This window comes from Teichococcus wenyumeiae, assembly GCF_003696345.1.
Lineage (GTDB): Bacteria > Pseudomonadota > Alphaproteobacteria > Acetobacterales > Acetobacteraceae > Pseudoroseomonas > Pseudoroseomonas wenyumeiae.
Window position 1 is genome coordinate 154,578 of record NZ_RFLX01000007.1, and the last position, 25,773, is coordinate 180,350.

The 25,773-nt window shown below is 70.6% G+C and carries 25 protein-coding genes; 16 read left to right on the forward strand and 9 right to left on the reverse strand.

Annotation, left to right across the window (positions count from 1 at the left end; translation table 11 throughout):
• Window positions 1-13 precede the first annotated feature (13 nt).
• Window positions 14-1,027 carry a 1,2-phenylacetyl-CoA epoxidase subunit PaaA gene (paaA, locus tag EBE87_RS11900; protein WP_120638124.1) on the reverse strand — a complete coding sequence of 338 codons (1,014 nt, stop codon included), beginning with the start codon at window positions 1,025-1,027 and terminating at the stop codon, window positions 14-16.
• 82 nt (window positions 1,028-1,109) lie between these two features.
• Window positions 1,110-1,970 (reverse strand): PaaX family transcriptional regulator C-terminal domain-containing protein, encoded by an 861-nt coding sequence (locus EBE87_RS11905; protein ID WP_120638125.1) that lies wholly within the window; start codon window positions 1,968-1,970, stop codon window positions 1,110-1,112.
• 96 nt (window positions 1,971-2,066) lie between these two features.
• Here EBE87_RS11905 and paaI point away from each other — a divergent pair, with 96 nt between their 5' ends.
• On the forward strand, window positions 2,067-2,510 hold the full coding sequence (paaI, locus tag EBE87_RS11910) for a hydroxyphenylacetyl-CoA thioesterase PaaI (RefSeq protein ID WP_120638126.1): 444 nt from the start codon (window positions 2,067-2,069) through the stop codon (window positions 2,508-2,510).
• A gap of 82 nt (window positions 2,511-2,592) precedes the next feature.
• Here the strand turns inward: paaI and clcA are convergent, their stop codons facing one another.
• The 3 genes from clcA to EBE87_RS11925 form a co-directional block, all read right to left on the reverse strand.
• The gene (gene clcA, locus EBE87_RS11915) at window positions 2,593-3,960 is read right to left on the reverse strand and encodes a H(+)/Cl(-) exchange transporter ClcA (RefSeq protein ID WP_120638127.1); all 1,368 of its coding nucleotides are present in this window, start codon (window positions 3,958-3,960) and stop codon (window positions 2,593-2,595) included.
• A 246-nt stretch (window positions 3,961-4,206) separates the two neighbouring features.
• A complete protein-coding gene (locus tag EBE87_RS11920) occupies window positions 4,207-5,442 on the reverse strand; it encodes an OprO/OprP family phosphate-selective porin (protein ID WP_120638128.1) in 1,236 nt (411 codons plus the stop codon).
• Window positions 5,443-5,480: 38 nt separating this feature from the next.
• The gene (locus EBE87_RS11925; RefSeq protein ID WP_233560088.1) at window positions 5,481-6,413 is read right to left on the reverse strand and encodes a mitochondrial fission ELM1 family protein; all 933 of its coding nucleotides are present in this window, start codon (window positions 6,411-6,413) and stop codon (window positions 5,481-5,483) included.
• A 54-nt stretch (window positions 6,414-6,467) separates the two neighbouring features.
• On the opposite strand from EBE87_RS11925, the gene EBE87_RS11930 reads away from it, so the two are divergent.
• Window positions 6,468-7,193: an orotate phosphoribosyltransferase gene (locus EBE87_RS11930; RefSeq protein WP_120640274.1), complete on the forward strand. Its 726-nt coding sequence runs from the start codon at window positions 6,468-6,470 to the stop codon at window positions 7,191-7,193.
• A 142-nt stretch (window positions 7,194-7,335) separates the two neighbouring features.
• The gene (locus EBE87_RS11935; protein WP_120640283.1) at window positions 7,336-8,694 is read left to right on the forward strand and encodes an Nramp family divalent metal transporter; all 1,359 of its coding nucleotides are present in this window, start codon (window positions 7,336-7,338) and stop codon (window positions 8,692-8,694) included.
• Between the two features lie 71 nt (window positions 8,695-8,765).
• Here EBE87_RS11935 and EBE87_RS11940 read toward each other — a convergent pair whose 3' ends face one another.
• Window positions 8,766-9,005, reverse strand: coding sequence for a DUF2171 domain-containing protein (locus EBE87_RS11940; RefSeq protein WP_120640275.1), 240 nt, complete (start codon window positions 9,003-9,005; stop codon window positions 8,766-8,768).
• Between the two features lie 137 nt (window positions 9,006-9,142).
• Between EBE87_RS11940 and EBE87_RS11945 the strand changes: the two genes are divergently transcribed.
• From EBE87_RS11945 to EBE87_RS12000, 11 genes are all read left to right on the forward strand, one after another.
• A complete protein-coding gene (locus tag EBE87_RS11945) occupies window positions 9,143-10,798 on the forward strand; it encodes a peptide ABC transporter substrate-binding protein (protein WP_120640276.1) in 1,656 nt (551 codons plus the stop codon).
• Window positions 10,795-11,727: an ABC transporter permease gene (locus EBE87_RS11950; protein WP_120640277.1), complete on the forward strand. Its 933-nt coding sequence runs from the start codon at window positions 10,795-10,797 to the stop codon at window positions 11,725-11,727. The genes EBE87_RS11945 and EBE87_RS11950 overlap by 4 nt, the downstream gene beginning before the upstream one ends.
• Window positions 11,724-12,551, forward strand: a complete 828-nt coding sequence (locus EBE87_RS11955) for an ABC transporter permease (RefSeq protein ID WP_120640278.1) — start codon at window positions 11,724-11,726, stop codon at window positions 12,549-12,551. The genes EBE87_RS11950 and EBE87_RS11955 overlap by 4 nt, the downstream gene beginning before the upstream one ends.
• 43 nt (window positions 12,552-12,594) lie before the next feature.
• Window positions 12,595-13,068: a Cys-tRNA(Pro) deacylase gene (gene ybaK, locus EBE87_RS11960; RefSeq protein ID WP_120640279.1), complete on the forward strand. Its 474-nt coding sequence runs from the start codon at window positions 12,595-12,597 to the stop codon at window positions 13,066-13,068.
• A gap of 49 nt (window positions 13,069-13,117) precedes the next feature.
• The gene (locus tag EBE87_RS11965; RefSeq protein WP_120640280.1) at window positions 13,118-13,483 is read left to right on the forward strand and encodes a hypothetical protein; all 366 of its coding nucleotides are present in this window, start codon (window positions 13,118-13,120) and stop codon (window positions 13,481-13,483) included.
• Between the two features lie 136 nt (window positions 13,484-13,619).
• Complete coding sequence (locus tag EBE87_RS11970; protein ID WP_233553390.1) at window positions 13,620-14,396, forward strand: EAL domain-containing protein; 777 nt, start codon at window positions 13,620-13,622, stop codon at window positions 14,394-14,396.
• Between the two features lie 77 nt (window positions 14,397-14,473).
• The gene (gpmI, locus tag EBE87_RS11975) at window positions 14,474-16,003 is read left to right on the forward strand and encodes a 2,3-bisphosphoglycerate-independent phosphoglycerate mutase (RefSeq protein WP_120640282.1); all 1,530 of its coding nucleotides are present in this window, start codon (window positions 14,474-14,476) and stop codon (window positions 16,001-16,003) included.
• A complete protein-coding gene (locus EBE87_RS30305; protein WP_158611646.1) occupies window positions 16,003-17,343 on the forward strand; it encodes a murein hydrolase activator EnvC family protein in 1,341 nt (446 codons plus the stop codon). The genes gpmI and EBE87_RS30305 overlap by 1 nt, the downstream gene beginning before the upstream one ends.
• 138 nt (window positions 17,344-17,481) lie before the next feature.
• A complete protein-coding gene (locus EBE87_RS11990) occupies window positions 17,482-18,867 on the forward strand; it encodes a S41 family peptidase (RefSeq protein WP_233553553.1) in 1,386 nt (461 codons plus the stop codon).
• 8 nt (window positions 18,868-18,875) lie between these two features.
• Window positions 18,876-19,889 carry a divergent polysaccharide deacetylase family protein gene (locus EBE87_RS11995; RefSeq protein ID WP_147465030.1) on the forward strand — a complete coding sequence of 338 codons (1,014 nt, stop codon included), beginning with the start codon at window positions 18,876-18,878 and terminating at the stop codon, window positions 19,887-19,889.
• A 9-nt stretch (window positions 19,890-19,898) separates the two neighbouring features.
• A complete protein-coding gene (locus tag EBE87_RS12000; RefSeq protein ID WP_120641105.1) occupies window positions 19,899-20,384 on the forward strand; it encodes an RNA pyrophosphohydrolase in 486 nt (161 codons plus the stop codon).
• On the opposite strand, the gene EBE87_RS12005 is transcribed toward EBE87_RS12000, so the two are convergent.
• The 3 genes from EBE87_RS12005 to EBE87_RS12015 form a co-directional block, all read right to left on the reverse strand.
• Window positions 20,381-21,775 (reverse strand): malonyl-CoA decarboxylase, encoded by a 1,395-nt coding sequence (locus EBE87_RS12005; protein WP_120641106.1) that lies wholly within the window; start codon window positions 21,773-21,775, stop codon window positions 20,381-20,383. The genes EBE87_RS12000 and EBE87_RS12005 overlap by 4 nt on opposite strands.
• Before the next feature lie 165 nt (window positions 21,776-21,940).
• A complete protein-coding gene (locus tag EBE87_RS12010) occupies window positions 21,941-22,318 on the reverse strand; it encodes a hypothetical protein (RefSeq protein ID WP_120641107.1) in 378 nt (125 codons plus the stop codon).
• Between the two features lie 70 nt (window positions 22,319-22,388).
• Window positions 22,389-23,840 (reverse strand): NAD(P)H-hydrate dehydratase, encoded by a 1,452-nt coding sequence (locus EBE87_RS12015; RefSeq protein ID WP_122140009.1) that lies wholly within the window; start codon window positions 23,838-23,840, stop codon window positions 22,389-22,391.
• Window positions 23,841-24,064: 224 nt separating this feature from the next.
• Between EBE87_RS12015 and EBE87_RS12020 the strand changes: the two genes are divergently transcribed.
• Together EBE87_RS12020 and EBE87_RS12025 are read left to right on the forward strand one after the other, a co-directional pair.
• The gene (locus EBE87_RS12020) at window positions 24,065-24,880 is read left to right on the forward strand and encodes an ABC transporter ATP-binding protein (protein ID WP_120639923.1); all 816 of its coding nucleotides are present in this window, start codon (window positions 24,065-24,067) and stop codon (window positions 24,878-24,880) included.
• Window positions 24,870-25,751: an ABC transporter permease gene (locus EBE87_RS12025; RefSeq protein WP_120639924.1), complete on the forward strand. Its 882-nt coding sequence runs from the start codon at window positions 24,870-24,872 to the stop codon at window positions 25,749-25,751. The genes EBE87_RS12020 and EBE87_RS12025 overlap by 11 nt, the downstream gene beginning before the upstream one ends.
• The last annotated feature ends 22 nt before the right edge of the window (window positions 25,752-25,773 follow it).

Consider the following 25,773-nt stretch of genomic DNA (forward strand, 5'->3'; position numbering starts at 1 on the left):
ATCTCGTCTCCCCTCAAGCGGCCTGCTGGCGGGCGCGGCGCTTGGCGGCATGGGCCATGGCGGCCTCGCGCACCCACTCGCCCTCGGCATGCGCCTTGTTGCGGGCGGCCAGGCGGTCGCGGTTGCAGGGGCCATTGCCCGCGATCACCTGCTTGAACTCGTCCCAGTCGATCTCGCCGTAAGCCCAGTGGCCGGTGGTGCCGTCGCCATCCTCATCCGGCACGAAGCGCAGGTCAGGGTCTGGCAGCGTCAGGCCCAGGTATTGCGCCTGCGGCACCGTGGCATCCACGAACTTCTGGCGCAGCTCGTCATTGGAGAAGCGCTTGATCTTCCACTTGGTGGACTGGTCGGAATGCTGGCTGGCGGCATCCGGCGGGCCAAACATCATCAGGCAGGGCCACCACCAGCGGTTCAGCGCGTCCTGCGCCATGGCCTTCTGCTCCTCGGAGCCGCGGCACAGCGTCAGCATGATCTCGTAGCCCTGGCGCTGGTGGAAGCTTTCTTCCTTGCAGACGCGGATCATGGCGCGGGCATAGGGGCCGTAGGAACAGCGGCAGAGCGGGATCTGGTTCATGATGGCCGCGCCATCCACCAGCCAGCCGATGGCGCCGATATCCGCCCAGCTCATGGTCGGGTAGTTGAAGATAGAGGAATACTTGGCGCGGCCGGTCAGAAGCTGCTCGGTCAGTTCTTCCCGCGAAACACCCAGGGTCTCGGCGGCGGCGTAGAGGTACAGGCCGTGGCCGCATTCATCCTGCACCTTGGCCAGCAGCGCGGCCTTGCGGCGCAGCGACGGCGCGCGGGTGATCCAGTTGCCTTCCGGCAGCATGCCGATGATCTCGGAATGCGCATGCTGGGAGATCTGCCGCACCAGCGTCTTGCGATAGGCGGCCGGCATCCAGTCATTGGCCTCGATCCGCTCCTCGGCATCGACGCGCGCCTGGAAGCGGGCTTCGAGCTCCAGCTCCTCGGCGGGGCGGATGGCGGCGGGGGTGTCGTCGCGGCTGTTCAGCGCCTGGGTGTACATGGCCGTTTCTCCCTCGGGCTGCGATCCCGTGGGAAGGAATATATAACAGTTTTTTCTTAATCCAAGAAAAATCGGTAACGCTTTATGCTTCCCGAAAGCGGAGGGCCAGGTCGCGCCCGGCGGGCGGCAGGGGGCCGTCAGCGCGGGTGGCATGGGCATCCAGCCAGGCTTCCGAAGCCGGTAGCAACGCCCGGTAAAGGCCGGCACAAAGTGCCCGCGCCGCATCTCCGGCCCAGTCCACCGGCAGCAGCGCACGCGCCAGCGGCGGGTGGCGCAGCACGGCGCGGCGGTATTCGTGGATCAGCAGCACCCGCGCCGTCAGCGCATCCAGCCCTTCCAGCGCATGGCCCTGTTCCAGCCACATCGCCAGCGGCTCGAAGGCCGCGATGAAGTGGCGATAGGTTTCCGCCAGAGCCTCCAGCGGCCAGCTTTGCGCGGCCAGCCGGTGGCCATCGGCGGTATCGGCCTCGGCCAGCAGGGCAATGGCGCCGCCGGCTTCCGCGGGCACGGGCACTTCCTCCGGCGCCACCCAAAGGCCGGGCTGCGCCTGCCCGAAGCCGGCCTGCTGCAAGGCGGCGCGCATCTCCGACCGGTCCGCCAGCACCAGCCGGAAGCGGCCGGGCGTGCCGGGGGTATGCGGCGCGTAGATGCGGGCGGCGGCTTCCGCGAAGGTCGCCTCCCCCTTGGCCGCCAGTTGGTAGAAGCTGTTGCGGCCCTGGCGCGTGCGCTCCAGCCAGCCATCGGCGGAGAGGCGCGACATGGCGGTACGCACCGCCCCTTCCGCCACGCCCATGGCGCCCAGGATTTCCGTGAGTGTCGCCAGGCTGATGGCGCCCCCGCGCGGCACCACCGCATCGCCGAAGACCGTGATGACCACCGACCAGGTGCGCGAGGGCGCGCTGTTCAGGTGGCGGAAGATTTCCAGCAGGGGCGTGGCGCTCATGCCATCTCTTGTAACGGGGCGGCGGCGCTTGAAAAGGCGGTGGCATAATTTGACCGTTCGGTCGGTGAATGACACCCTGGCACCGGAGGAACCAGCATGAACGACATCACCGACCCCCAGGCCCTGGCCGAGGCCGCCGCCCAGGCAATGTGGCGCACCGATGCCGCTTCCCAGGGGCTTGGCATGCGGCTGTTGCGCGTGGCGCCGGGGGAGGCCGAGATTGCCATGGAGATCGAGCCCCGCATGGCGAATGGCCTTGGCGCCTGCCACGGCGGCTTCCTCTTCGCGCTGGCGGACAGCACCTTCGCCTTTGCCTGCAACAGCTTCGACCGCCGCACCGTGGCCCAGGCCTGCAGCATCACCTACCTGCGGCCGGGCGTGGTCGGCACCACCCTGACCGCCCATGGACGGCAGGTGGCGCAGGCCGGGCGCAGCGGCGTCTATGAAGTGCGGATCACCGACCCGGCGGGCGAGACCATTGCCATCTTCCAGGGCCAGTCACGCGAGATCGGCGGCAGCGTCACCGCCACGGCCCCTTAGCCATGGCGGGCTGCCGCTCACTCCGGCCACGCCGCCCAGCCTTCTATTGCGCACCCTCGCCTGTTCCGGCTTGCGGGCAAGGTCACGGCCGATCCGGGTCGGCCGCCAATCCGGTGCTTGGGCTCCGTGTCGTCTGCTGCGCGACGCCGGCCAGAGCCAGGGTGCGCTCCAGCATCTGTCCATAGATGGGGCGCCCTCCCAGCCACTGGGCAACAAGGCTCGCGATCAGGCACGCGGTCAGCGTCGGCAGGGTGAGCGCATAGGAAGCGGTGAGTTCCATCACCAGCACCACGCCCACCGCCGGCGCGCGCACGGATGCGGTGAACAGCGCGGCCATGGCCACGATCCCGAAGGAGACAGGCGTCAGACCCATGCCGGAGAATGCCTCCGGCATGGCCATCTGCACGAGCTCGCCAAAGGCCAGCCCAAGGCAGGCAGCCAAGGCGAGGATGGGCGCGAAAATGCCGCCGGGTGTTCCGGTGGAATAGCTGCTGACCGAAGTGATGAAGCGGGCCGCCGCCAGCATCAGCAGCGCGGCTATGCCGGGGGTGACACGGGCTATCTCCGAAATGACACCTTCGCCGCCCGTGACGGTGCGGGGCGCGATGACCAGCAGCGCACCCACGACTAGGCCCACCAGGACAGGCCATGCATAGGGCGCCCGCTTCTGCCACGCGGCGGTCAAGTCGAGCATCTTCATGATGCTGAAATTGAACAGAACCCCCACGCCGCCCAGAACCGCCCCCAGCAGCCCGAATAGAGGCAGGGAAGCCAGCGCCGCCTGCCCGGCGGCCAGCGGCAGTTCCGGGCGCGTGCCGGAGATGAACTGGCTCATCGCCGTTCCGGCGATCGTGGCGGCGAAGACCCCCATGTAGGTCCGGAACGTGTAGGGAAACTGCTTCCGCGTTTCCTCGATGACGAAGAGCACGGCGGCCATGGGCGCATTGAAGGCGCAGGCGAGGCCCGCACCCGCACCCGCCGCCAGCAGCGCCTGCCGGTCGACGCCCTTCACGCCGAAGATGTCGGTGGCGATAAGTGCCGCCGAGCCGCCCATGTGAATGGTTGGACCTTCACGGCCTAGAACGTGGCCCGAGCCGATCGCCACAATGCCGGCCACGAATTTCACGGGCAGCACGCGTTCCCAACGCACATGCCTGACACCGGCGATGGCCCCCTCGATTTCGGGAACGCCGCTGCCACCGGCTTCTGGGGCGAAGCGGCGGGTGAGGAAGACGGCGAACACAGTGGCGGCCATGGTGACCAGGGCGCTCGCGCCGATCAGCCTCCAGCCTCCGACATGGCGCGCCAGCCAGTTCGGCCATTCGATGATCTGTTCGATCAAGAGGTGGAACAGCCCGCCGAACACCCCGGTGAGGACACCGGCAACAAGGGCGACAACAACGAAGCGCGCCTGTCGCCAGGGCGTATCGGGCTGGCCAGCGAGGTCCATAGGTCCTCTCCTTCTTGATGCAGCCCAGATGCCCGACCAGCGGGACTCGCAAACAGGCGCACCAAGGCCCTCAGCAGATGCGCTCCTCGGCGAGTGTAGTGGACCCCGTCGCCGGCCTGCCATGATTATGAGGTCGCCTGGATTCCCTGATGCTAGCGGCACCTGAGGCCAGGCAGGCGGCACCGGCCCCGCGACCGCCGGCGGCTTCTACCTCACCGCCGCGTTCGGCCGGCCGTCCAACGCGCCTTAGTCCAGCTGGAACTGCAGCCGCAGGGTGACCGCCTGGAAGCGGTGCGGGTCCTCGCCGCCCTTGATGCGGCCGTTCTGGTATTGCAGCAGCGCCCGCAGCGTCTCATGCGGCCACCAGCCCAGGCTGGCGGACCAGACATCCTGCTCCCCGCCATCGATATCGGCGCTGCGCAAATTCGCGTGGGAGAAGCGCCCGCCCAGCTCCAGCGAGCCCCACTCGCCGCGGGAGGGATCGAAGGGCTCGGGCTTCGGCGCGGCCCAGGCGGCATCCTCCGAACTCCACTGGCGCCGGGGGCCGAAGATCATCCAGGCCGCCTGGGCGTACCAGCCGCCGAACCAGGGGTTCTTGCCGTCCGTGCGGTCCACCGTGATGCGGTACCACTCGCCCGAGGCCCAGAAGGGCCCCGAGGCCACGCCCGCCTCGATGCCGCCGGAAGCCATGCCCTTGGCCTCGATGAAGCCGGTGCTGAGATAGGATTCCGGGGTGATCGTGTATTCTGGCGCATTGGACAGCTCGATGCCCGGCCGCTGCCCGTTCTCCTGCGGCGTACGGAAGCGCCAGAGGCCATCGAGGCCCAGGTGGATGGCCAGGTTTTCCTGCTGCACCACCAGCCCGGCGACGCGGCCCATCACCGCCCTCTCCCGCGCATCGTCGCCATAGCCGACGCGGGGGCCGGTGAAGGCGAAGCTGGCGAGGTAGCGGTCGCCCTGCGCCTGGATCTCCACGCCGGTGCGGCCGCCATCCACGATGGCGCCGGCGAGGTCAACGATCGCCGCCTTCTCCAGGAAGAGCGTAGCGGCCGAGCTTTGCGAATCCTCCATGGTCAGCGTCGGCTCGAAGGCGCCGGCGCGGATGCTGAAGGGCTTCAGGCCGGAATACTCGACCATCGCCTCATAAAGGCGGGACTGGCCCCAGCGCGGCCCATCGAAGCCCTCGCCGCCGAAATCCCAGATGAGGCCAACCGTGACGTCATGCGGCAGCTCCGCCTCGCCACCGAGGCGGAAGCGGCGCGCCTGCATGCCGCCGGCGGGTGCATCGGGCTTGCCGCCCCAGGTCTCGCCGAAATCGAACTGGCCATAGACATAAGGGCGCAGCATGACCTCGCCGAGCCGGATGCCGGCCTTGTCGGAGTCCTGGGCCTGGGCGGCGCTGCCCAGTGTGGCGGCCAGGGCCAGCACGGAAAGGGCGGGCCAGGAAAGGGTGCGTCGGCGCAGCGTCACGGCGGTTCTCATGATCCAGGGTCCGCCGGGGCCTTAGCGGGTGGAATGGCTCAGGCGAAGCCAAGCTCGCGCAGACGTGCGGCGACGCGCGCACTCTCGTCCAGCGGTGCCGCCGGGTGCGGCAGGCCAGGGGCCGGTAGGCGGCTGGCATAGCCGGCGGCGCAAAGGCTTTCGGCCAGCGCGGCATGGCGGCCGGGTGCCTCGCCCGCGATCAGCACGGGCCGGCCGGTGGCGCAGGCCTCGGAGAGCATGGACACACTGTCCGCCGTCACGATCACCGCATCCGCCCAGGCCAGGAAGCCCGCATAAGGGTTCGGCCCCGCGTCGCCCCAGCGGAACAGGCGATGCGGGCTGCCAGCGAGGTCGGCGGCGATGCGCGCCGTGGCCGCCGCCCCGGTGCGGCGGCTGGTGGTGGCCAGGATGGTGGCATCGGGGAAGTGGCGTCGGGCGGCAGGCACCAGGGCTGCGGCGGTGGCCATGTCCAACCCCTCCCCCCGCACCGGGCCGCCCACCAGCAGCGCCACGCGCGGGCCGGGCAGCGTGCCGAGTTCCGCCCATTCCGCCCGTGCCGCCGCCAGCCGCGCGGGAGAAACCCGGTGGGTGGCGCCCAGTATGGGCATGACATTGGCCGCCGGGGCCGGCGAATCGTGCCGCCCGACCACCAGCAGGTCGAATCGGGCTGCCCCGGCGCCGGGGCGCATGCAATGCACGGTGCGGGCGCCGCGCCGGCCGAGCCACAGCGCCACCGGCGCCGCGCGCCGCCCGGCGGAGATCACCAGCCTCGGCCAGGGCGGCACGATCCGCGCCCGCGCCTGGGGCGTCAGCCCCGCCAGGGTGGGCCAGGGCCAGGGCAGCTTGGCCAGCGGCCCCCATTCCAGCGTCACGGTGCGGAAGGGCGCCTCCAGCCGCTCGGCAATGCCCAGGGCCTGGGCCGCCGTGCCCGCGCGCGGGTCCGCCAGCACCCAAACGGGCGCCTCCATCATGGACGCGCCGCCATCAGGGCGTTACGAACGGCGCCAGAAGGAGAGCTTCCCGCCATGACCACCACGCATCTTTCAGACTGGGACCGCGACGCCGCGCTCACCACCGCCCGTATCCTGCTGGAGATCAAGGCGGTCAACTTCCGGCCGGAGGAGCCCTATACCTTCACCTCGGGCTGGAAGAGCCCGGTCTATATCGACTGCCGCAAGATCATCTCCTTCCCGCGCGCCCGCACCCGCATCTGCGACCTGGCCGTGGAGAAGATCAACCGCCACATCGGCTTCGAGAGCATCGAGGCCGTGACGGGCGGCGAGACCGCCGGCATCCCCTATGCCGCCTGGATCGCCGACCGCATGGCGGCGCCGATGTCCTATGTGCGCAAGAAGCCCAAGGGCTTCGGCAAGAACGCGCAGATTGAGGGCGACGTGCCCGAGGGCAAGCGCACCCTGCTGGTGGAGGACCTGACCACCGACGGCGGCAGCAAGATCCGCTTCGCCCAGGCGATGCGCGATGCCGGCGTGATCGTGGACCACACCTTCGTGGTCTTCTTCTACGGCGTCTTCCCCGGCGGGCAGGAGAAGTTGCAGCAAATCAACCTCAACCTGCTGCATCTGGCGACCTGGTGGGACGTTCTCGAAGTCTGCCGGGAACGCCCCTACTTCTCGGAAGGCGCGCTGAAGGAAGTGCGGAAGTTCCTGGAGGATCCGGTCAGCTGGAGCCGCGAGCGTGGCGGCGTCGGCAGCCTGGAAGAGGCTGAGGCCTACAAGGCCAAGGCCGGCTGAAGCGCCGGCCGGAGCTTCGGGTTCATCAGGGGGCGGCGTGCCATGAGGGTGCGCCGCCTGTTTTTTTGCCCTTGTTTGTAGCCTTTGCTACAGCCTCGGCACGGGACACGAGATGGATGCCTGTGGCACGGAGACCCGCCTGATGCTCGACCAGTCCTGCCCGCCGGCAGAGCTTCCGGCCGGGCGCCGGCATGACGCGGCCAGCCTGACCGGCACGCCCAACAGCCTGGGTGAGATCCACCGCACCGTCCGGATTCCCGCCGGCGCTTCCTGGCTGCGGCGGCTGCTGGCCTTCGTGGGGCCGGGCTACATGGTGGCGGTGGGCTACATGGACCCGGGCAACTGGGCCACTTCCATCGCGGGCGGCTCGGCCTTCGGCTACACGCTGCTCTCGGTCGCGCTGCTCTCATCCCTCATGGCCATGCTGTTGCAGGCCATCTGCGCCCGCATCGGCATCGCCTCCGGGCGGGACCTGGCGCAGCTCTGCCGCGAGCGCTTCCCGCGCTGGATGTCCTTTCCGCTCTGGCTGCTGGCCGAGGCCGCCATCTGCGCCACCGACCTCGCGGAGGTCATCGGCACCGCCATCGCGCTGCAACTGCTGTTCGGCCTGCCGCTGCTGGAAGGTGTGCTGCTGACGGTGCTGGATACGCTGCTGATCCTCTGGCTGCAGCACAAGGGCGTCCGCTGGCTGGAGTCCTTCGTCATCGGGCTGATTGCGCTGATCGCCTTCTGCTTCATCGCCCAGCTTGCCATGGCGGACCCGGTCTGGGGCGATGTGCTGCGCGGCTACCTGCCCTCGGCCTCCATCGTCACCAACAGCTCGCAGCTCTACCTGGCGCTGGGCATCCTGGGCGCCACGGTGATGCCGCATAACCTCTACCTGCACACCGCCATCGTGCAGTCCCGCGACACCGGGCGGGACGAATCAGGCAAGCGGGAGGCCATCCGCTTCGCCAGCATCGACAGCACGGTGGCGCTGGTCATCGCCCTGCTGATCAATTCCGCCATCCTGATCCTGGCGGCCGCTGCCTTCCATACGCGGGGCCATACCGAGGTGGCCGAGATCGGCGATGCCCATACCCTGCTGGCGCCGCTGCTGGGCACGGCGGCGCCGTTTCTCTTCGCCATCGCGCTGCTGGCCTGCGGGCTGAATTCCACCGTCACCGCCACCATCGCCGGGCAGGTGGTGATGGAAGGCTTCCTGCGCATCCGCCTGCGCCCGGCGCTGCGGCGGCTGGTGACGCGCATCATCGCCATTGTGCCGGCGGTGGTGGTCACCTGGATCTATGGCGAAAGCGGCACGGCGCAGCTTTTGGTGCTGTCTCAGGTCGTGCTCTCGCTGCAGCTGCCCTTCGCGGTGATCCCGCTGATGCTCTTCGCTGGCGACCGCAGGCGGCTCGGCACGCTGGTCACGCCCATGTGGCAGATGGCATTGGGCTGGGGCTCGGCGGCGCTGATCGTGGTGCTGAACGTGGTGCTGCTGAAGAACGCCTTCTTCTGACCGGCGGACGCGAAAAGGCCCCGGGGGCACACTCCCCGGGGCCTTCGCGCATCTGCCGCGATGCTGGTGCGTCAGCCGACGCTTTTCACGCCCCATTCGTCCTTCGCCTGGGCGGCGGTGCGGTTCAGCACGATCTTGCCGTCGCGCACGGCCTGGACGAGATCGAGATGCAGGTAGTGATGCTCACCACCGGCAGCCCGATCGGTCCGGGTCAGCTTGATGCGCTGGCCGTCAACATGATCGACCGTGCCGACATGCCCGCCGTCGGAACCAACGACTTCCATATGCGCGGCAATGGCGGAAGGATCCATGCCGTACTCCTTATCTGGTCTCCGGCGAAGGAAACCAGCCAGCCGGGGCGAGGTTGCGGTGCCCCATGCGAAGGAGAGTTCATCCCTGGCGTCTTTCGGCTCTACCGCGCCGCGGCATCAGCCTCCATCATCGGCCCATGCGCCATGCCCTTCTCGCCGCCCTCGCCCTTGCCGCCACCCCGGCGGCCGCCCAGCAGGCCCGCGACAGCCTGACCATCGGCATCACGCAGTACCCGGCCAACTTCCACCCGAATATCGAGGCCATGGCCGCCAAGGCCTATATCCTCGGCTTCGCGCTGCGGCCGGTGACGGCCTATGGCGAGGACTGGAAACTCGCCTGCATGAGCTGCGACACCCTGCCCTCGATCGAGAACGGGCAGGCGAAGCTGGAGCAGACGCCGGATGGCAAGCCCGGCATCCGCATCACCTGGCGGCTGAAGGAGGGCGAGAAGTGGGGCGACGGCACGCCCGTGACAGCCGAGGACATGCGCTTCGCCTGGGAAGCCGGCCGCGCCTTCGAGACCGGCTTCGGCCCGGCCGAGACCTATCGCTCGGCCTATGAATTCATTGTCGAGGATGCGCGCTCCTTCACCGTGCGCTTCGACAAGGTGACCTTCGACTTCGCCGGGCTGGGCCAGTTCCAGCCCCTGCCCGCCCGCATCGAGCGGCCGATCTGGGAGGCCGACAAGGCGGGCTACCGCACCCGCAGCGCCTATGAGACGGCCACCACCAACCCGGCGCTCTACGACGGCCCCTACCGCATCGCCGCCGTGCAGCCCGGCGCCGGCGTGACGCTGGAGCGCAATGCCCATTGGGCCGGTCCCGCCCCCGCCTTCAACCGCATCAACATCCGCACGGTGGAGAACACCGCCGCCATGGAGGCGCAGTTGCTGGCCGGGCAGGTGGACATGGTGGCCGGCGAGCTGGGCCTGCCGCTGGAACAGGCCGCGGCGCTGGAGAAGCGCAGCGGCGACCGCTTCCGGTTCTTCTATCGCCCCGGCCTGACCTACGAGCATATCGACCTGCGGCTGGACAACCCGGTGCTGGCCGACCGCCGGGTGCGGCAGGCGCTGCTGCTGGCCGCCGACCGGGCACAGATCGTCGCGCGGCTCTACGACGGAAGGCAGCCCGTGGCGCTGGGCAGCGTCCACCCCGACGACGTGATGTACGACAAGGACGCTCCCGCCTGGCCCTACGACCCCGCCCGTGCCAAGGCGCTGTTGGAGGAAGCCGGATGGCGCCCCGGCCCCGGCGGCATCCGGCGCAACGCGGCGGGCGAGACGCTCTCCTTCGACCTGATGACCACCGCCGGCAACCGGGCGCGGGAGCAGGTGCAGCAGATCCTGGCGGGCCAGTGGCGCGCGGTGGGCGTGGAGGCGCGTATCCGCAACGAACCGCCCCGCGTCTTCTTTGGTGAGACGGTGAGCCAGCGGAAGTTCACCGGCATGGCCATGTTCGCCTGGGTCAGCAGCCCGGAGAACGTGCCCCGCACCATCTTCCATTCGGATGAGATCCCCACCGCCGCCCGCAACTGGTCCGGCCAGAACTATGCGGGCTTCTCCAACCCCGAGGCCGACCGGCTGATCGAGGCCCTGCCGCTGGAACTGGACCCGGCCAGGCGCCGCCCGCTCTGGTCGCAGTTGCAGCGGCTGATCGCGACGGAACTGCCTTCCTTGCCGCTCTGGCACCGGGCCGATGCTCATGTCTGGCCGCGCTGGCTGGACGGCGTGCGCCCCACCGGCCATCAGAACTACTCCTCCCTCTGGGTCACGGAGTGGCGGGTGAAGCCTTGAGGCTGGCGCTGCTCCGCCTGCCGCAGATCGCGCTGACCCTGGCGCTGCTGTCGCTGGCAGCCTGGCTGGCGATCGGACTGATGCCGGGCGACCCGGCCTCCCTGGCGCTGATGTCCGACCCGCGCCTGACGCCAGAGGATGTCGCCCGCCTGCGCGCTCTGCACGGGCTCGACCGCCCCTTGATGGAGCGTTACCTCGCCTGGGCAATGGGCCTGCTGCGGGGGGAATTCGGCTATTCCCGCCTCTTCGCGCAGCCGGTGGTGGCGGTGCTCTGGCCGGCGCTGCGCTCCACCCTGGTGCTGGTGGGGCTGGCGGTGGCGGTGGCCGCTGTAGCAGGGGTAGCGCTGGGCGCGCTGGCGGCGCTGCGGCCGCGCGCGGGGGGCTTCGTGGATGCGCTGGCGCTGCTGGCGCAGGCCGTGCCCTCCTTCTGGCTCGGCATCCTGCTGATCATCCTCTTTGCCGTCACACTGGGCTGGCTGCCGGCGGGCGGCTTGCCCGGCGAGGGCCAGCCGGCCTGGGCCTTTCTGGTGCTGCCGGTGGCCACCATCGGCTTCGGCCAGATGGCTGCCTATGCCCGCCATTCCGCCGCCGCGCTGGGCGAGGCGCTGCGCCAGCCCTGGGCGCGGTCCGCCCGCGCGCGCGGCGCTTCCGACCAGCGGGTGCTGTGGCGCCACGCCCTGCCCAATGCCGGCGTGCCGCTGCTGACCCTGCTGGCGCTGGATGCCGGCAGCCTCGTCTCCGGCGCGCTGGTGACGGAAACGGTGTTTGCCCGCCCCGGCATGGGCAAGCTGCTCTACGACGCCGTGATGGGCAATGACTACAACCTCGCCCTGCTGGCGCTGCTGCTGGTGGCGCTGGTGACCATGCTGGCGACGCTCGCCGCCGATATCGCCCAGCGCTGGCTGGACCCGCGGCTGGAGGAGGCATGACCCGCCTGCGCCTCGGCCTGCTGATCCTGGCCCTGCTGGCCCTGGCCGCCCTGGGCGCGCCGCTGCTGCAAGGCTGGCTGGGGGCCGACCCGTTCCAGCCCGACCTCTTCGCCCGCTACGAGCCCGCCTCCGCCGCCCACCCCCTGGGCGCGGATGAACTGGGGCGCGACATCCTGCTGCGGCTGTTCTACGGCACCCGCGTTTCGCTGGCGGTGGGGCTGGCGGCGGCGCTGGCGGCCAGCGCGCTGGGCACCGCGCTGGGCCTGCTGGCCGCCTGGCGCGGCGGCTGGGTGGATGCACTGCTGATGCGCCTGGCCGATGGGCTGCTGGCCCTGCCCGCCCTGCCCCTGCTGGTGTTGCTGGCGGCGGTGGATCCGGCCCGCCTCGGCCTACCGCGCGGGGAAGCCTGGACGGATATGCTGCGCATCACCGTGATCCTGGTGATCTTCGGCTGGGTGGGCGTGGCGCGGCTGGCGCGGGCGGCGGCGCTCTCCGTGCTGGCCACCGACTATGTGCGCGCGGCGCGGGCCCTGGGCGTGACCGAGGCGCGGCTGCTGCGGCGCCATGTGCTGCCGGGCATCGCGGCGCCGGTGGCGGTTGCCACCTCGCTTGCCGTGGCAGGCGCCATCCTGGCGGAAAGCGTGCTGAGCTTCCTCGGCCTCGGCATCCAGCCGCCGGCGCCCTCCTGGGGCAATATGCTGGCCAATGCGCAGGAAGCGGTCTTCGCCGCGCCCATGGCGGCGGTCTGGCCGGGGCTGGCCATCCTGCTGGCCGTGGCGGGCTGCGGGCTGGTGGCCGATGGGGTGGCCAGGCGCGGCAGTTGACGCCGCCGCGCTGCCGTCCTCTGCTGCGCGCCGGAGTTTCGCCATGTCCAAGACCACCCGCGCCACGCAGGCGCTGCAGAAGGCGGGCATCGCCTTCACGCTGCACCCCTACGACTATGACCCGGCGGCCGAGAGCATCGGCCTGGCCGCCGCCACCGCGCTGGGCATCGAGCCGCGCGTGATGCTGAAGACCCTGATGGCCGAGGCCGATGGCAAGCCGGTCTGCGTCGTGCTGCCGGCGGACCGCGAGGTCAGCATGAAGCGGCTCGCCGCCCTCTTCGGCGCCAAGTCGGCGCAGATGATGAAGCCCGAGGCCGCCGAGCGCCTGACCGGCTACCATGTCGGCGGCATCAGCCCCTTCGGCCAGAAGCGCGCCGTGCCCACCGCCATCGAGGAAGCGGCGATGGCGGAGGAGAAGGTCTTCATCAATGCCGGCCAGCGCGGCCTGCTGCTGGCAGTGCGCCCACAGGATGCGCGGGATCTGCTACGCGCACGCATCGGGCCAGTGGTAGCATGAACGGCCGAGTCTCCGATTCGGCCACCACAGTGAGCAAGAGACCGCCTGCATGAAGGGCCTGCTGCAAGTCCTGGCCGTGATGATCGGCTTCCTGGTGGCCAGCGGAGAGATCGCGCGCCGCTGGGGGGATGCACATTTCATCCCGCTGGCGCTGGATGACCTTTGCGTCTCCGCCGCGCTGTTCTGGGCCGCCTGGCGCGCCCGCGATCATGGCCCGGCGCCGCTGGTGGCTGGCTGGGGGCTCTACAGCGGCCTGATGCTGATGCTGCTGATGGTGAATGCCAACTACCTGATCAACGACATGCCCAAGGCGGGCCGGGTCTTCTACAGCATCATCCTGGCCGCCATGCTGGGGCTGGGGCTCTGGGCCACCTGGCGCGCCCTCCGACTGACGGAGGAAGAAACGCGGCGCTAGGCCCAGGCTTCGAGCTTAAGCGTGTCGTTTTGGTAACAGTGAGGCAAAGTTCACGCAAAGAATATGCAAGAGGCGCAGCCTTTCTACTCCAGGTGCATTGGGTTTGTATAAGATGCGCCTGATCAGGAGAGCCGTTATGCCTCACGCTGAGACGATGCAGCCCTCCTGCGCCCGCTGCCGCAATACGGACGATTTCGACATTCCGATCTCGATGGCCTTTCAGCCCATCCTGCGTGCGCCGGTTCCAGGAACCCCCAGCCTCTTCGCCTATGAGGCTCTGGTGCGGGGGAAGGACGGCGCTGGCGCCGCCAGCGTGCTGGCGCGGGTAAACAGCAGCAACCGCTATGCCTTCGACCAGGCCTGCCGCGTGAAGGCCATCGAAATGGCGACCAAGCTGGACCTGCCCGCCACCGGCGCGCTGCTGTCCATCAATTTCCTGCCCAATGCGGTCTATGAGCCGCGCAATTGCATCCGCGCCACCCTGGCCGCCGCCCAGCGCACCGGCTTTCCGCTCTCCGCGCTGATGTTCGAGGTGACGGAACAGGAGCAGGTGGAGGACCCGGAGCACCTGCTGCATATCTTGAACACCTACCGGCAGATCGGCTTCCGCACCGCCATCGACGATTTCGGCGCCGGCTATTCCGGCCTCAGCCTGCTGGCGCGGTTCCAGCCGGATGTGGTGAAGCTGGACATGGGGCTGGTGCGCGGCGCGGACGCGGACCCCGCGCGTGTCATCATCCTGCGCCACACCGCCGCCATGTGCCGCGAGCTGGGCGTCACCCTGGTGGCCGAGGGCGTGGAAACCGCCGCCGAACTGGCCATGCTGCGCCGGCTCGGGATCGACATCTTCCAGGGCTACTACTTCGCGCGGCCGGGCTTCGAACACCTGCCGATGCCGCATCTGCCCTGCTGAACATCGTCGCTCCCCTGGCAAACCCGCCCTTCACGGTTTAATCCCTGGGCCGGACGCAGAACCCAGGAGAGACCCCGATGCCGCATCCCAGGCCTGTCATGCTCGTCGTCCTCGATGGCTGGGGCTGGCGGGAGGAAGCGGCCGACAATGCCGTGCGGCAGGCCAGAACCCCCTGCTTCGACGCGCTCTGGGCCGCCGGGCCACGCGCCTTCCTGCATACCAGCGGCCCGGATGTCGGCCTGCCGGAAGGCCAGATGGGCAATTCCGAGGTCGGGCACCTCAACCTCGGTGCCGGCCGCATCGTGATGCAGGACCTGCCGCGCATCGACCGCGCGGTGGCCGATGGCTCCCTGGCCCAGAACCCGGCCATCCAGGACCTGATCAGCAAGCTGAAGGCCAGCGGCGGCACGCTGCACCTGATGGGCCTGCTCTCCCCCGGCGGCGTCCACAGCCACCAGGACCACGCTCTGGCCCTGGCGAGGATCTTTGCCGGTGCCGGCATCCCCGTCGCCATCCATGCCTGGACCGACGGGCGCGACACGCCGCCCAAGGCCAGCCCCGACTTCCTGGCCCGCTTCGAGCCGCAACTGCCCGCCGGCGCCCGCATCGCCACGGTCTGCGGCCGCTACTTCGCCATGGACCGTGACAACCGCTGGGAACGCGTGAAGCAGGCCTGGGACGCCATGGTGCTCGGCCAGGGCGAGAAGGCCCCCACCGCCGCGGCCGCCATCGCCGCCGCCCATGCCGCAGGCAAGACCGACGAGTTCATCCCCGCCGCCAGCATCGGCGGCTATGCCGGCATGAAGGACGGCGACGCGCTGCTCTGCTTCAACTTCCGCGCCGACCGCGTGCGGCAGACCATGGCGGCGCTGCTCGACCCGGCCTTCACCGGCTTCCCGCGCCCCTTCATGCCGAAGCTGGTGGGCGCCGCCATGATGACCCACTATTCGGACCCGTTGACCGCGCTGATGGCCACGATCTTCCCGCCGCAGTCGATGCAGGAGATCCTGGGCGCCGTGGTCTCGGCCGCCGGCAAGACGCAGATGCGCATGGCGGAGACCGAGAAGTACCCGCACGTCACCTATTTCTTCAACGGCGGCGAGGAAACGCCCTTCCCGGGCGAGGAACGCACCATGGTCGCCTCCCCCAAGGTGGCCACCTACGACCTGCAGCCGGAGATGTCGGCACCCGAGCTGGCGGACAAGGCGGTGCAGGCCATCAACTCGGCCAAGTACGACCTGATCATCCTGAACTTCGCCAATGCCGACATGGTGGGCCATACCGGCAGCCTGGAAGCCGCCATCAAGGCCTGCGAGGCGGTGGATGCCGGCCTTTCCCGCATCGTCCAGGCGGTGCGCGCCCAGGGCGGCGCCCTGCTGGTGACGGCCGACCACGGCAATGCCGAGCTGATGCGCGACCCCAATACCGGCGGCCCCCACACCGCCCATACCACCAACCTGGTGCCGGTGGTGCTGGTGGGCGGCCCGGCGGGCGCGGTGCTGCATGAAGGCCGGCTGGCCGATGTGGCGCCGACCCTGCTGGCGCTGATGGGCCTGGCCCAGCCGGCCGCCATGACCGGGCGCAGCCTGATCGGAACCGGCGGATAGTGCGGCACCGGGGAAGCCTCTCGCGCCTGCTGCCAGCCGCCCTGCTGGGTGGGTTGGTCCTGGGCGCCGGCATTCCCCCGCTGGCCGCCCAGCAGCCCACCCAGCGCAGCCTGCGCGACGCCGAGCGCGTGGCGCGGGAAGCGCGTGAGGCCGCCGAGGCCGCGCGCAAGGCGGCCGAAGCCGCCCAGGCAGCCGAATTGGTGCTGGCCGAGCAGCGCGCCGCCGCCGGCCGCCGCGCCGTGGCCGCCGACGCGGCGCTGGATGCCGCCAGCGCCCGCGCCCGCGCCGCCGCCGCCGACCGGGACGCCGCCATCGAGGAGCTGAACCGCCAGACCGCCGCCATCGCGCCGCTGCTGCCGCTGATGACGCGCCTGGGCCTCTGGCCCGCCGAGACGCTGCTGGCCGTGCCCACCGACCCGGAAACCGCCCTGCGCGGCACGCTGGTGCTGCGCGGGCTGGCGCGGCAGGTGGCCGCGGAGGCCGCCGCCCTGCGCGCCGCGCAGCAGAAGGCCGCGACCGCCAGCGGCAAGGCCGAGCAGGAAGGCCGCGCTCTGGCCGAGGCGCGCGACGAGGCGCGTGCCGCCGCCGCCGAGGTGGAGGCCGCCCTGGCCGTGGCCCGCACCCACCGCACCGCCGCCCAGGCCGAGGCCGCAGCAGCCGCCAAGGAAGCCGCCGCCGCCGCCGCCCGCACCGCCGATATCCGCGGCGTACTGGAAAAGCTGGAGGAGGAGCGGAAGCGCGCCGAGGCCGAGGCCCGCGCCAGGGCCGCGCGGGAGCAGGCCGCCGCCGAGCGTGCCGCGCAGCGGGAAGCCGAGGCCCTGGCCGCCCGCCAGCGCGCCGCCCGCGACGCCGAGGCCCGCGCCGCCATCGAACGGGAGCGCGAGGCCCTGGCGACGCGCGAGACCGCCCGGCAGGAGGCCGCCGCCCGCGCCCCCACGCCGCCGCCGGAAACCCGGGGTGGCCGCGCCGTGCCGGTGGCCGGGCGCCTGACGCGCGATTTCGGCGATGCCGCCGCCGGCGGCCCGGCGCGTGGCCTGACCTATGCCGCCCCGCCCGGCGCCCGCGTGGTCAGCCCCTGCGGCGGCCGCGCCGTGTTCTCCGGCCCCTTCCGCTCCTATGGCCTGCTGCTGATCGTCGATTGCGGCAATGGCTACCACTTCGTGCTGGCCGGATTGGAGCGGCTCGATGCCGAAGCGGGGTCACGCCTTCTGGCGGGAGAGCCTGTGGGGGTTCTCGGCGGCGGTGATTCAGGCGAAGGTGGCAGGGCGTCGCTTTATGTGGAATTGCGGCGGAATGGCCAGGCGGTGGACCCCAAGGGTTGGTTCCGTGCCAGGAGCTGAGCCGGGAGGTGGCCGGATGCGGCCAGGCCTCACGTCTCGTATTGTAAAATCACGCGGCGCGGAGCCGGGAGTTGCTCTAAGCTTTTGTGTCTCCCGGTGGTGACGATAAGGATCGCGGACCGAATGAAGGGTCAGAGCATGAAGCCTGGTTTGCGTATGGCAGGTGTGGTGGTGGCGGCCTTCGCCGCAGGGGCCACGCTGGGGCCATGGGTGGCATCGCCCATCATGTCCGCCGTCGCGCAGGAGCGTGGCAGCAGCCGGGACGAAACCTACCGCCTGCTGAACCTCTTCGGTGAGGTCTTCGAGCGTGTGAAGGCCGATTACGTCACCCCCGTGGACGACCGCGAGGTGATCGAATCCGCCATCAACGGCATGCTGCAGGGCCTGGACCCGCATAGCAGCTACATGAATGCCCGCGCCTGGCGCGACATGCAGGTCTCGACGCGCGGCGAGTTCGGCGGCCTCGGCATCGAGGTCAGCCAGGAAGGCGGCTACGTCAAGGTCATCTCGCCCATCGACGACACCCCCGCCGCCCGCGCCGGCGTGAAGCCGGGCGACCTGATCACGCATCTCAACGGTGAATCCGTGCAGGGCCTGACGCTGCAGGAAGCCGTGGACAAGATGCGTGGCGAGCGTGGCAGCGCCATCAAGATCACCATCCGCCGCCCCGGCGCCGAAAGCCCGCTCGAGCTGTCCCTGACCCGCGAGGTGATCCGCCCGCAGGTGGCGCGCTTCCGGCTGGAGGGCAGCGACATCGGCTATGTCCGCCTCTCCTCCTTCAACGAGCAGACGGATGTGGCGCTGCGCAACGCCATCTCCACCATGCGCAAGCAGACCGGGGACAAGCTGCGCGGCATCATCCTCGACCTGCGCAGCAATCCGGGCGGCCTGCTGGACCAGGCGGTGCAGGTTTCCGACGACTTCCTGGAAAGGGGCGAGATCGTCTCCACCCGCGCACGCCGGCAGCAGGATTCGCAGCGCTGGAACGCCAAGCCGGGCGACATCACCGACAACCTGCATGTGGTGGTGCTGATCAACGGCGGCTCCGCCTCCGCCAGCGAGATCGTGGCCGGCGCGCTGCAGGACCATCGCCGCGCGGTGGTGATGGGCGCCAAGTCCTTCGGCAAGGGCAGCGTGCAGACCGTGATGCCCATCCCCGGCAACGGCGCCATCCGGCTGACCACGGCGCGCTACTACACGCCCTCCGGCCGCTCCATCCAGGGCCTGGGCATCACGCCGGATATCGAGGTTCTGGCTTCCAAGGAGGAATCCAACGCCCCGCTGCGTGACCGCGAGGCCGACCTCCGTAAGTCGCTCCGCAATGACAACGACACGCATGTGGTGCCGCCCCTGCCGCCGCTGAACCTGCCGGCCGGGCTGGTGGATCGGGTGCAGAAGCTGCCGCCCGAAGGCGCGCCGGCCTTCGACCCCACCAAGCCCGAAACCGACTTCCAGCTGCAGCAGGCCACCAGCTTCCTGCGCGCCTGGACGGCGGCCGAGCCACAGCGCCGCGCCGCGCGCTGACAAAAGGCATGATGCGGCCAGCGGTCCGCCCAGGCCGGAACCTGTGGCGAGCCCTGGCGGCCTTCTGGATCCTGGTGGCGCTGGGGGCCGGAACCACGGTGGCGGTTCTGGCCTGGCTCGGCGCCCCGCCGGTTCTGGCACCGCGCGCGCTGGTGTTACCCTCCGAGCCGGTCACGCAGCCCGCCCCGCCTGCCCCTGCCGCCACCGAAGCGGCGCCAGCCACCCCGGACCAGGCGGAGGCCCAGCCGCCCGCCGTGGCGGCAGCCCCCGCCTCGCCCCCCGCGCCGCTGGCGCTGCCTGAGGCACCGGAACCGCCGCCCCTGCCCAGTGACGAGGCCGAGGCGGCCAGCCTGCTCCCCATTCCGCCGCCGGACCCGGCGCTGCTGGAACCCGGTCCCCATGGCCTCCTGCCGCGCATCGGTGCCGATGGCCGGCAACCACGCCTGGCCTATGCCCGGCATTTCGATCGCACCGACACCCGCCCCCGCGTGGCCCTGGTGATCCCCGGCGCCTCCGAGGCCGCGCTGCCCCGCCTACCCGCTGCCGTGGCCCTGGCGCTGCCGCAGGCCTCCGCGGCCTTGCTCGATGCCGCCCGTGCGCGCGGGGTGGAGACCGTGTTGCTGCTGCCTCCCAACCTGGAGGCGCCCGAGGCCGTGCTGGGCCGCTTCGCCGGCTATGTCGGCGTGATGGGCGCGGTGGAACCCGATCTGCAAAGCGCCTTCGCCGAGCGCGGCCTGCTGGTGCTGGACCCGCGCCCCGGTGCCCCGGCGCCCAGTCGTGCCTGGGGCCGCGCCGCCGACCTGCTGCTGGAGAATGCGCCCACGCGGGGTGAGATCGACCGCCAACTGGCGCAGCTGGAACGGCTGGCGCGGGACCGGGGCTCCGCCCTGGGCCTGCTGCCGGACGCGCAGCCGCTGATGGTGGCGCGCATCGCCGCCTGGGCGGCAGACCTGCCGCAACGGGGGCTTGTGCTGGCGCCCGTCAGCGCCATGATCCGCCGTCCCAGCAGCGCCGAAAGGTAAGCCCGCCCCATGTCCGACCTGCCGTACCGCCGCAATGTCGGCGCCGCGCTGTTCAACCGCGCCGGGAAGGTATTGATCGCCCGCCGCGCGGATCTCGGAAAGGGTGCCACCGCCGCCTGGCAGCTCCCGCAGGGCGGGCTGGACGAGGGCGAGGACCCCCGCGCCGCCGTGCTGCGCGAATTGTTCGAGGAGATCGGCACCGCCAAGGCCGAGATCATGGGCGAGGTGGCGGACTGGCTGCACTACGACCTGCCGGCCGAACTGATCGGCCATGCCCTGGGCGGCCGCTATCGCGGCCAGACCCAGAAGTGGTTCGCCCTGCGCTTCACGGGCGAGGACAGCGAGATCCGCCTGGACCTGGACCCGCACCCGGAATTCGACGCCTGGCGCTGGGCGGACCTGTCCGAGCTGCCCGCCATCGCCGTCTCCTTCCGCCGGGAGATCTACAACCGGCTGACGCGGGAATTCGCCCGCTTCGCGGTGCCGGCGGCCTAGCGGCTGCCGCGCGCCAGCCGCCGCAAGGCCGTGGTGGCGGGGCGGCTGCCCTCGCCCACATAGCCCTCGTGGTATTCCTCGATCTTCGCCGGGTCGTAGAGATAGTTCACCATGAAGCCGAGGCTTTCCTTCAGCCCCTTCTCCGACGTGTCGCCGCGCCAGTTCACCCGCTCGACCCGCGCGCCGTTGGAGAGGTGGAAATGCCCCACCGGGTCGCGCGCCCGGCGGCCATCCTTGCCGGTCTCCAGCACCAGGTAGCGGGCGCAGAGGCGGGTCAGCACCGGCTCCGCCTTGCCGATCCAGGGCAGCGCCAGCGGGCGGCGCGCCGCCAGCACCAGCGCGATGGCGGCATTGCCGTCCGGCGTGCCGGCGGCCTCGGTCAGGGACTTGGCTTCCTCCTCCGTCAACAGGTCCGGCGCGTCCTTCTGCTCCTCCAGCCAGCGGCGGAAGCCGGGGATGGGCGAGAGGGTGGAGAAGGTCTTGAGGCCGCGCAGTTCCTCCGCCAGCAACGTCACCACGCGCTTGATCAGCGAATTGCCGAAGGAGATGCCATCCAGCCCGCGCTGGCAGTTGTTGATGGAATAGAAGATGGCGGTATCCGCCATGCGCGGGTCCAGCACCGGCGCCTTTTCGTCCAGCAGCTTCTGCACGGAGCCTGAAAGCCCCTGCACCAGCGCCACTTCCACGAAGATCAGCGGCTCCTCCGGCATGCGGGGATGGAAGAAGGCGTAGCAGCGGCGGTCGGAATCCAGCCGGTTCTTCAGGTCGCGCCAGGTGCGGATCTTATGGACGGCCTCATAGCCCACCAGCTTCTCCAGCAGCGCGGCGGGGGAGGACCAGTCGATCCGCCGCAGTTCCAGGAAGCCGAGGTCGAACCAGTTGGCCAGCAGCCCCCGCATGTCGCGTTCCAGCGCCTGCAGCATGGGGTCATGGCCCATCAGCAGCATCAGGTCGGCGCGCATGTCCACCAGGAACTTCATGCCGTCCGGGATGGTGGTGAACTGGGTCAGCAGCTTCAGGCGCGGCGGCTCCAGCGCCTGCCGCAGCTTCGCCTTGGCGGCGGCGCGGCTGGCGGTGTCCTGCGCCGCGCTGACGGCACCCATCGCGGCTTCCACCGCCTTGAAGTCGGAGTCGAAGCCGGCCAGGGCCTGGAAGAAGGCCAGCTTGTCCACGGCTTCCGGCGCGGTCTGGTAGGACTGCGCCAGCCCGGCGGCGCGGGCGCGGGCCGAGACCTCGCCGCCGCGCGCTTCCAGGCAGGCGCGCATCCGCCCCTCCCAGGAGGCATCGGCGGTGGGCGACCCGACCGAGGCCGCCATGTCCCGCCACAGCAGGGATACGCGCTTCCAGGCCCGATCGAATAACCCGACTTCAGCGACAGCGACGTCTGACATCTGAACCCCCTTCGGCACCGGGCGTCCCGCCACGGCGCTGAAACCTGGAGAAACATCTAGTGAGCATCCTGCCGGAAGCCAGGTTCTTCCGGAAGGGGTCACGTGCTCCAGCGTGACAAATCTCCCGGTGCAGGAACCGTCCTGCCGCCGAAGATGTCCGCCGCGTTACTTCTGCGCGACGTGTTGCAGGCCAGGGCCGGGCTTTCGCGCGGCGGAATTCAGGGCCGTGGGCGGCAGGCGCAGCGTGACGAACTGGCCGAAGCCTGGCATGGCATACCAACTCTCGATGCCGAGGCCGGCGGTCGGCAGTTGGTCCACCACCCCTTCCCGCAGCAATGTCTCAGCGATCTGCTCGTGTGTCGCCGCCTCTCCCGCCGGCAGGAAGAGGCTGACCAGCACACTGCCGTCGCTCCGCGCGAGGGCAGGCGCCTCGGCCCGTGCCGGCAGGGTCAGCACCAGCAAGAGGGCCAGCACCAGGTGCCGCAGTTCCGGCAGCCGTCGGGGCGGCTGGCGGAAGATCGGCCGGGTTCGACGCCGCAGCATGGGTCTCCTCCTCCGCCATCCACGATGATCGTGAAACGACAGCAGGCGGGCGGCCGTTGCGCGCGATTGTTCAGCGCGTGGCGGCGATCCAGGCGGCGCGCAGCTGCGGCAGCAGATCCTCGGCCACCAGCGGCGTGCCGGGGGCGGCACCGGCCAGGGCCAGGGTGGCGGCCTGCCCGTGCAGCCAGGCGGCGGCGCAGGCGGCCTCGAAAGGCGGCAGGCGCTGCGCCAGCAGGCCGCCGGCCAGCCCGGCCAGCACGTCGCCGCTGCCGGCGGTGGCCAGGGCGGGCGGGGCATTGTGGTTGATGGCGGCCCGCCCGTCCGGCGCGGCGATGATGCTGTCCGAGCCCTTCAGCACCACCACCGCCCCGGTCACGGCGGCGGCCATGCGCGCGGCGGCCAGCCGGTCCCGCCGCAGGGCACCGAAGACCTTGGCGAACTCGCCGGCATGCGGGGTCAGGATCGCGGCACCCTGCAGGGTATGCGGTTGGCCGGCGGCGGCGGTCAGCGCGCCGCCATCGGCCACCACGCCGCGCCCGGCCTCCACCGCGCGGCGCAGCAATGCCAGGGTTTCCGGCCGGGGCGGCAGGCCGGGGCCGAGCACCCAGACATTGCGGCGCTCATCGGCCAGCAGGTCCTCGGGCGGTGGGGCGGCCACCAGCAGGCCGGGCTCGCCCTGGCGGAACAGGGTGGCGGTGGCCGCGTCCTCGGCCGCCAGGGTGACAAGGCCGGCGCCGATGCGGCGCGCCGCCATGGCCGCCAGCCGCGCCGCGCCCGGCATGGCGGCGCCCCCGGGAATGGTGACATGGCCATGGCTGAACTTGTGGTCCTGCGCGCCACGTTCCGGCAGGCGCCACAGGCCCGGCGCGTTGCGGAAGGCGCGGGCTTCGATGCTGTTCAGGGCGGCTTCCGGCAGGCCGATATCCGCCAGCACCACCTCCCCGCACAATGCGCGCCCGGGCAGCAGCAGGTGGCCGGGCTTCAGCCGGCCGAAGGTGACCGTCAGCGCCGCCTGGGGGGCGAAGCCGCGCGGCTGGCCGGTGGCGCCATCCAGGCCGGACGGCACGTCCACCGCCACCAGCGGCACCCGCACCGCCTGCAATGCCGCGGCGGCGGACCCATCCAGGTCCCGCGACAGGCCGGCGCCGAAGAGCGCATCTACCACCAGTTGCGCCCGTGCCAGGGTTTCCGGCGTGAAGGGCAGCACCGGCCCGCGCCATTCGGCGGCGGCCAGGGCGGCATCGCTGCCGGGGCGCGGCGGCGCCAGCGCGGCGACGGACACCGGCCAGCCTTCCCGCTCCAGCAGCCGCGCCACCACGTAGCCGTCGCCGCCATTGTTGCCGGGGCCGGCCAGCACCAGCAGGCGGCAGGGCCGGAAGCGCCGGCGCAGCACCCGCGCCACGGCGGCGCCGGCCGCGTGCATCAGCGCCAGGCCGGAAGCGCCGCCGGCGATGGCGGCACGGTCCACCCGAGCCATCTCATCCGGCGTGAGGAGGGAGAGCGTCGGAGGCGGCGGCGTCATGCCGCAAGGCTAGCGTATCGGCGCCGTTTGGCCAGCAAACAGCTTGGCGAGACAAGGCAATGCCGAAGGAGAAGGCATCCCGCCCTCCCGGCAGGCAAAGGCGCGGCTCACGTGGCGCAACAAGCGCCATTTCCTGGTTCCAGGGCCTGCCTTGCCGCTTGCCTGCCGGCCGCCGCAGCCGCCAGTTTGCCGCATCGGCACCCAGGGCGGGCAGAGGGGTTGGCATGGCGGCGGAGCGGCCTTTCGTCGAGATCGACGAAGTCTCGATGCGTTACGGCGGCGCGGACGGGACACTGGCGTTGCAGGACGCCACCCTCTCCGTCGCGCGGGGCGAGTTCGTCGCGGTGGTGGGCCCTTCTGGCTGCGGCAAATCAACGCTGATGCGGCTGGTGACGGGTCTCTGGCCTTCCTCCGCCGGCAGCGTGATCGTGGCGGGGCGGGAGGTGGACAGGCCGCTCTCCATCGCCGGCATGGCCTTCCAGAACCCCACGCTGCTGCCCTGGCGCACCATCCTGGACAACGTGATGCTGCCGCTGGAGGTGGTGGAGCCGCACCGCCGCCAGCTTCGCGCCCAGCGCGCCATGTATGAGGAAAAGGCGCGCAAGCTGCTGGCCATGGTCGGGCTGGCGGGTTTCGAGAAGAAGTTCGCCTACCAGCTTTCCGGCGGCATGCAGCAGCGCGCCAGCCTTTGCCGCGCGCTGATCCATGACCCGCAATTGCTGATGCTGGACGAGCCCTTCGGCGCCTTGGACATCTTCACGCGCGAGGACCTGTGGGAACAGTTGCAGAATGTCTGCGAGACCTTGAAGCCCACCGTCATCCTGGTCACGCATGACCTGAAGGAAGCCGTTTATCTGGCGGACCGGGTGCTGGTCATGTCCTCCCGTCCCGGGCGCATCCTGGCGGAGCGGCGCATCCCCTTCCCGCGCCCCCGCCTGTTGAACGACACCTACAGGCCCGAGTTCCAGGCCATGGTGCATGAGCTGCGCGACCATATCAGCGCCGCCCGCCGGGGTGAGGAGATCCTCGATGCCGTCTGACACCGCCCTGCCCGCGCCCGCCACGCTGCGCAAGGGCGAGGCCAATGCCCGCCGGGTGGAGGCGCTGGTTCTCGCCGCCCGCCGCCGGCGCCGGCTGCAGAAGCTGCTGCCCTGGCTGATCATCCTGGCCAGCTTCCTGGTCTGGGAAGTCCTTGTGCGCGCGATGCAGGTGCCTGCCTTCGTGCTGCCCGCGCCCTCCGCCATCGGCGCGAGCATGGTGAAGTGGTGGTGGCCGCTGCTGGACAATGCCTGGCAGACGCTGCTGACCACGCTGGTGGGCTTCGCCCTGGCCATTGTCTTCGGGCTGGCGCTGGGGGTGGCGATCGGCTCCTCCACCCTGCTCTACCACGGGCTCTATCCGCTGCTGATCGGCTTCAACTCGGTGCCCAAGGTGGCGGTGGTGCCGATCCTGGTCATCTGGTTTGGCATCGGCACGGTGCCCGCCATCATCACCGCCTTCCTGATCTCCTTCTTCCCCATCGTGGTGAATGTCGCGACCGGCATCGCCACGGTGGAGCCGGAACTGCGGGACGTGCTGCGCGCCCTCGGCGCCCGGCCCAGCGACATCATCCGCAAGGTCGGGCTGCCGCGCGCCATGCCCTATTTCTTCGCCTCGCTGAAGATCGCCATCACGGTAGCCTTCGTCGGCTCCATCATGGCGGAAACGGTGGCCGCCAATAAGGGCATCGGCCACCTGATGATCCTGGCTTCCTCCCGCTTCGACGTGCCGCTGGTCTTCGCCGGCCTCATCGTCACCGGCGTCATGGGCGTGCTGATGTATGCCTTGGCCGTGGCTATTGAGGAGCGAACCACAGGCTGGGCCATGCGCGGGCAGGTAGAGCAGAACGTCACGCCGCTCACCGGAGGTTGACCCGGAATCAGGCCGAATCTAG

Bases quoted from the DNA above. Each gene is read 5' to 3' on its own strand.
- paaA (WP_120638124.1), bottom strand. From the start codon at position 1,027: ATGTACACCCAGGCGCTGAACAGCCGCGACGACACCCCCGCCGCCATC.
- EBE87_RS11905 (WP_120638125.1), bottom strand. From the start codon at position 1,970: ATGAGCGCCACGCCCCTGCTGGAAATCTTCCGCCACCTGAACAGCGCG.
- paaI (WP_120638126.1), top strand. From the start codon at position 2,067: ATGAACGACATCACCGACCCCCAGGCCCTGGCCGAGGCCGCCGCCCAG.
- clcA (WP_120638127.1), bottom strand. From the start codon at position 3,960: ATGGACCTCGCTGGCCAGCCCGATACGCCCTGGCGACAGGCGCGCTTC.
- EBE87_RS11920 (WP_120638128.1), bottom strand. From the start codon at position 5,442: ATGAGAACCGCCGTGACGCTGCGCCGACGCACCCTTTCCTGGCCCGCC.
- EBE87_RS11925 (WP_233560088.1), bottom strand. From the start codon at position 6,413: ATGATGGAGGCGCCCGTTTGGGTGCTGGCGGACCCGCGCGCGGGCACG.
- EBE87_RS11930 (WP_120640274.1), top strand. From the start codon at position 6,468: ATGACCACCACGCATCTTTCAGACTGGGACCGCGACGCCGCGCTCACC.
- EBE87_RS11935 (WP_120640283.1), top strand. From the start codon at position 7,336: ATGCTCGACCAGTCCTGCCCGCCGGCAGAGCTTCCGGCCGGGCGCCGG.
- EBE87_RS11940 (WP_120640275.1), bottom strand. From the start codon at position 9,005: ATGGATCCTTCCGCCATTGCCGCGCATATGGAAGTCGTTGGTTCCGAC.
- EBE87_RS11945 (WP_120640276.1), top strand. From the start codon at position 9,143: ATGCGCCATGCCCTTCTCGCCGCCCTCGCCCTTGCCGCCACCCCGGCG.
- EBE87_RS11955 (WP_120640278.1), top strand. From the start codon at position 11,724: ATGACCCGCCTGCGCCTCGGCCTGCTGATCCTGGCCCTGCTGGCCCTG.
- ybaK (WP_120640279.1), top strand. From the start codon at position 12,595: ATGTCCAAGACCACCCGCGCCACGCAGGCGCTGCAGAAGGCGGGCATC.
- EBE87_RS11965 (WP_120640280.1), top strand. From the start codon at position 13,118: ATGAAGGGCCTGCTGCAAGTCCTGGCCGTGATGATCGGCTTCCTGGTG.
- EBE87_RS11970 (WP_233553390.1), top strand. From the start codon at position 13,620: ATGCCTCACGCTGAGACGATGCAGCCCTCCTGCGCCCGCTGCCGCAAT.
- gpmI (WP_120640282.1), top strand. From the start codon at position 14,474: ATGCCGCATCCCAGGCCTGTCATGCTCGTCGTCCTCGATGGCTGGGGC.
- EBE87_RS11990 (WP_233553553.1), top strand. From the start codon at position 17,482: ATGAAGCCTGGTTTGCGTATGGCAGGTGTGGTGGTGGCGGCCTTCGCC.
- EBE87_RS11995 (WP_147465030.1), top strand. From the start codon at position 18,876: ATGATGCGGCCAGCGGTCCGCCCAGGCCGGAACCTGTGGCGAGCCCTG.
- EBE87_RS12000 (WP_120641105.1), top strand. From the start codon at position 19,899: ATGTCCGACCTGCCGTACCGCCGCAATGTCGGCGCCGCGCTGTTCAAC.
- EBE87_RS12005 (WP_120641106.1), bottom strand. From the start codon at position 21,775: ATGTCAGACGTCGCTGTCGCTGAAGTCGGGTTATTCGATCGGGCCTGG.
- EBE87_RS12010 (WP_120641107.1), bottom strand. From the start codon at position 22,318: ATGCTGCGGCGTCGAACCCGGCCGATCTTCCGCCAGCCGCCCCGACGG.
- EBE87_RS12015 (WP_122140009.1), bottom strand. From the start codon at position 23,840: ATGACGCCGCCGCCTCCGACGCTCTCCCTCCTCACGCCGGATGAGATG.
- EBE87_RS12020 (WP_120639923.1), top strand. From the start codon at position 24,065: ATGGCGGCGGAGCGGCCTTTCGTCGAGATCGACGAAGTCTCGATGCGT.
- EBE87_RS12025 (WP_120639924.1), top strand. From the start codon at position 24,870: ATGCCGTCTGACACCGCCCTGCCCGCGCCCGCCACGCTGCGCAAGGGC.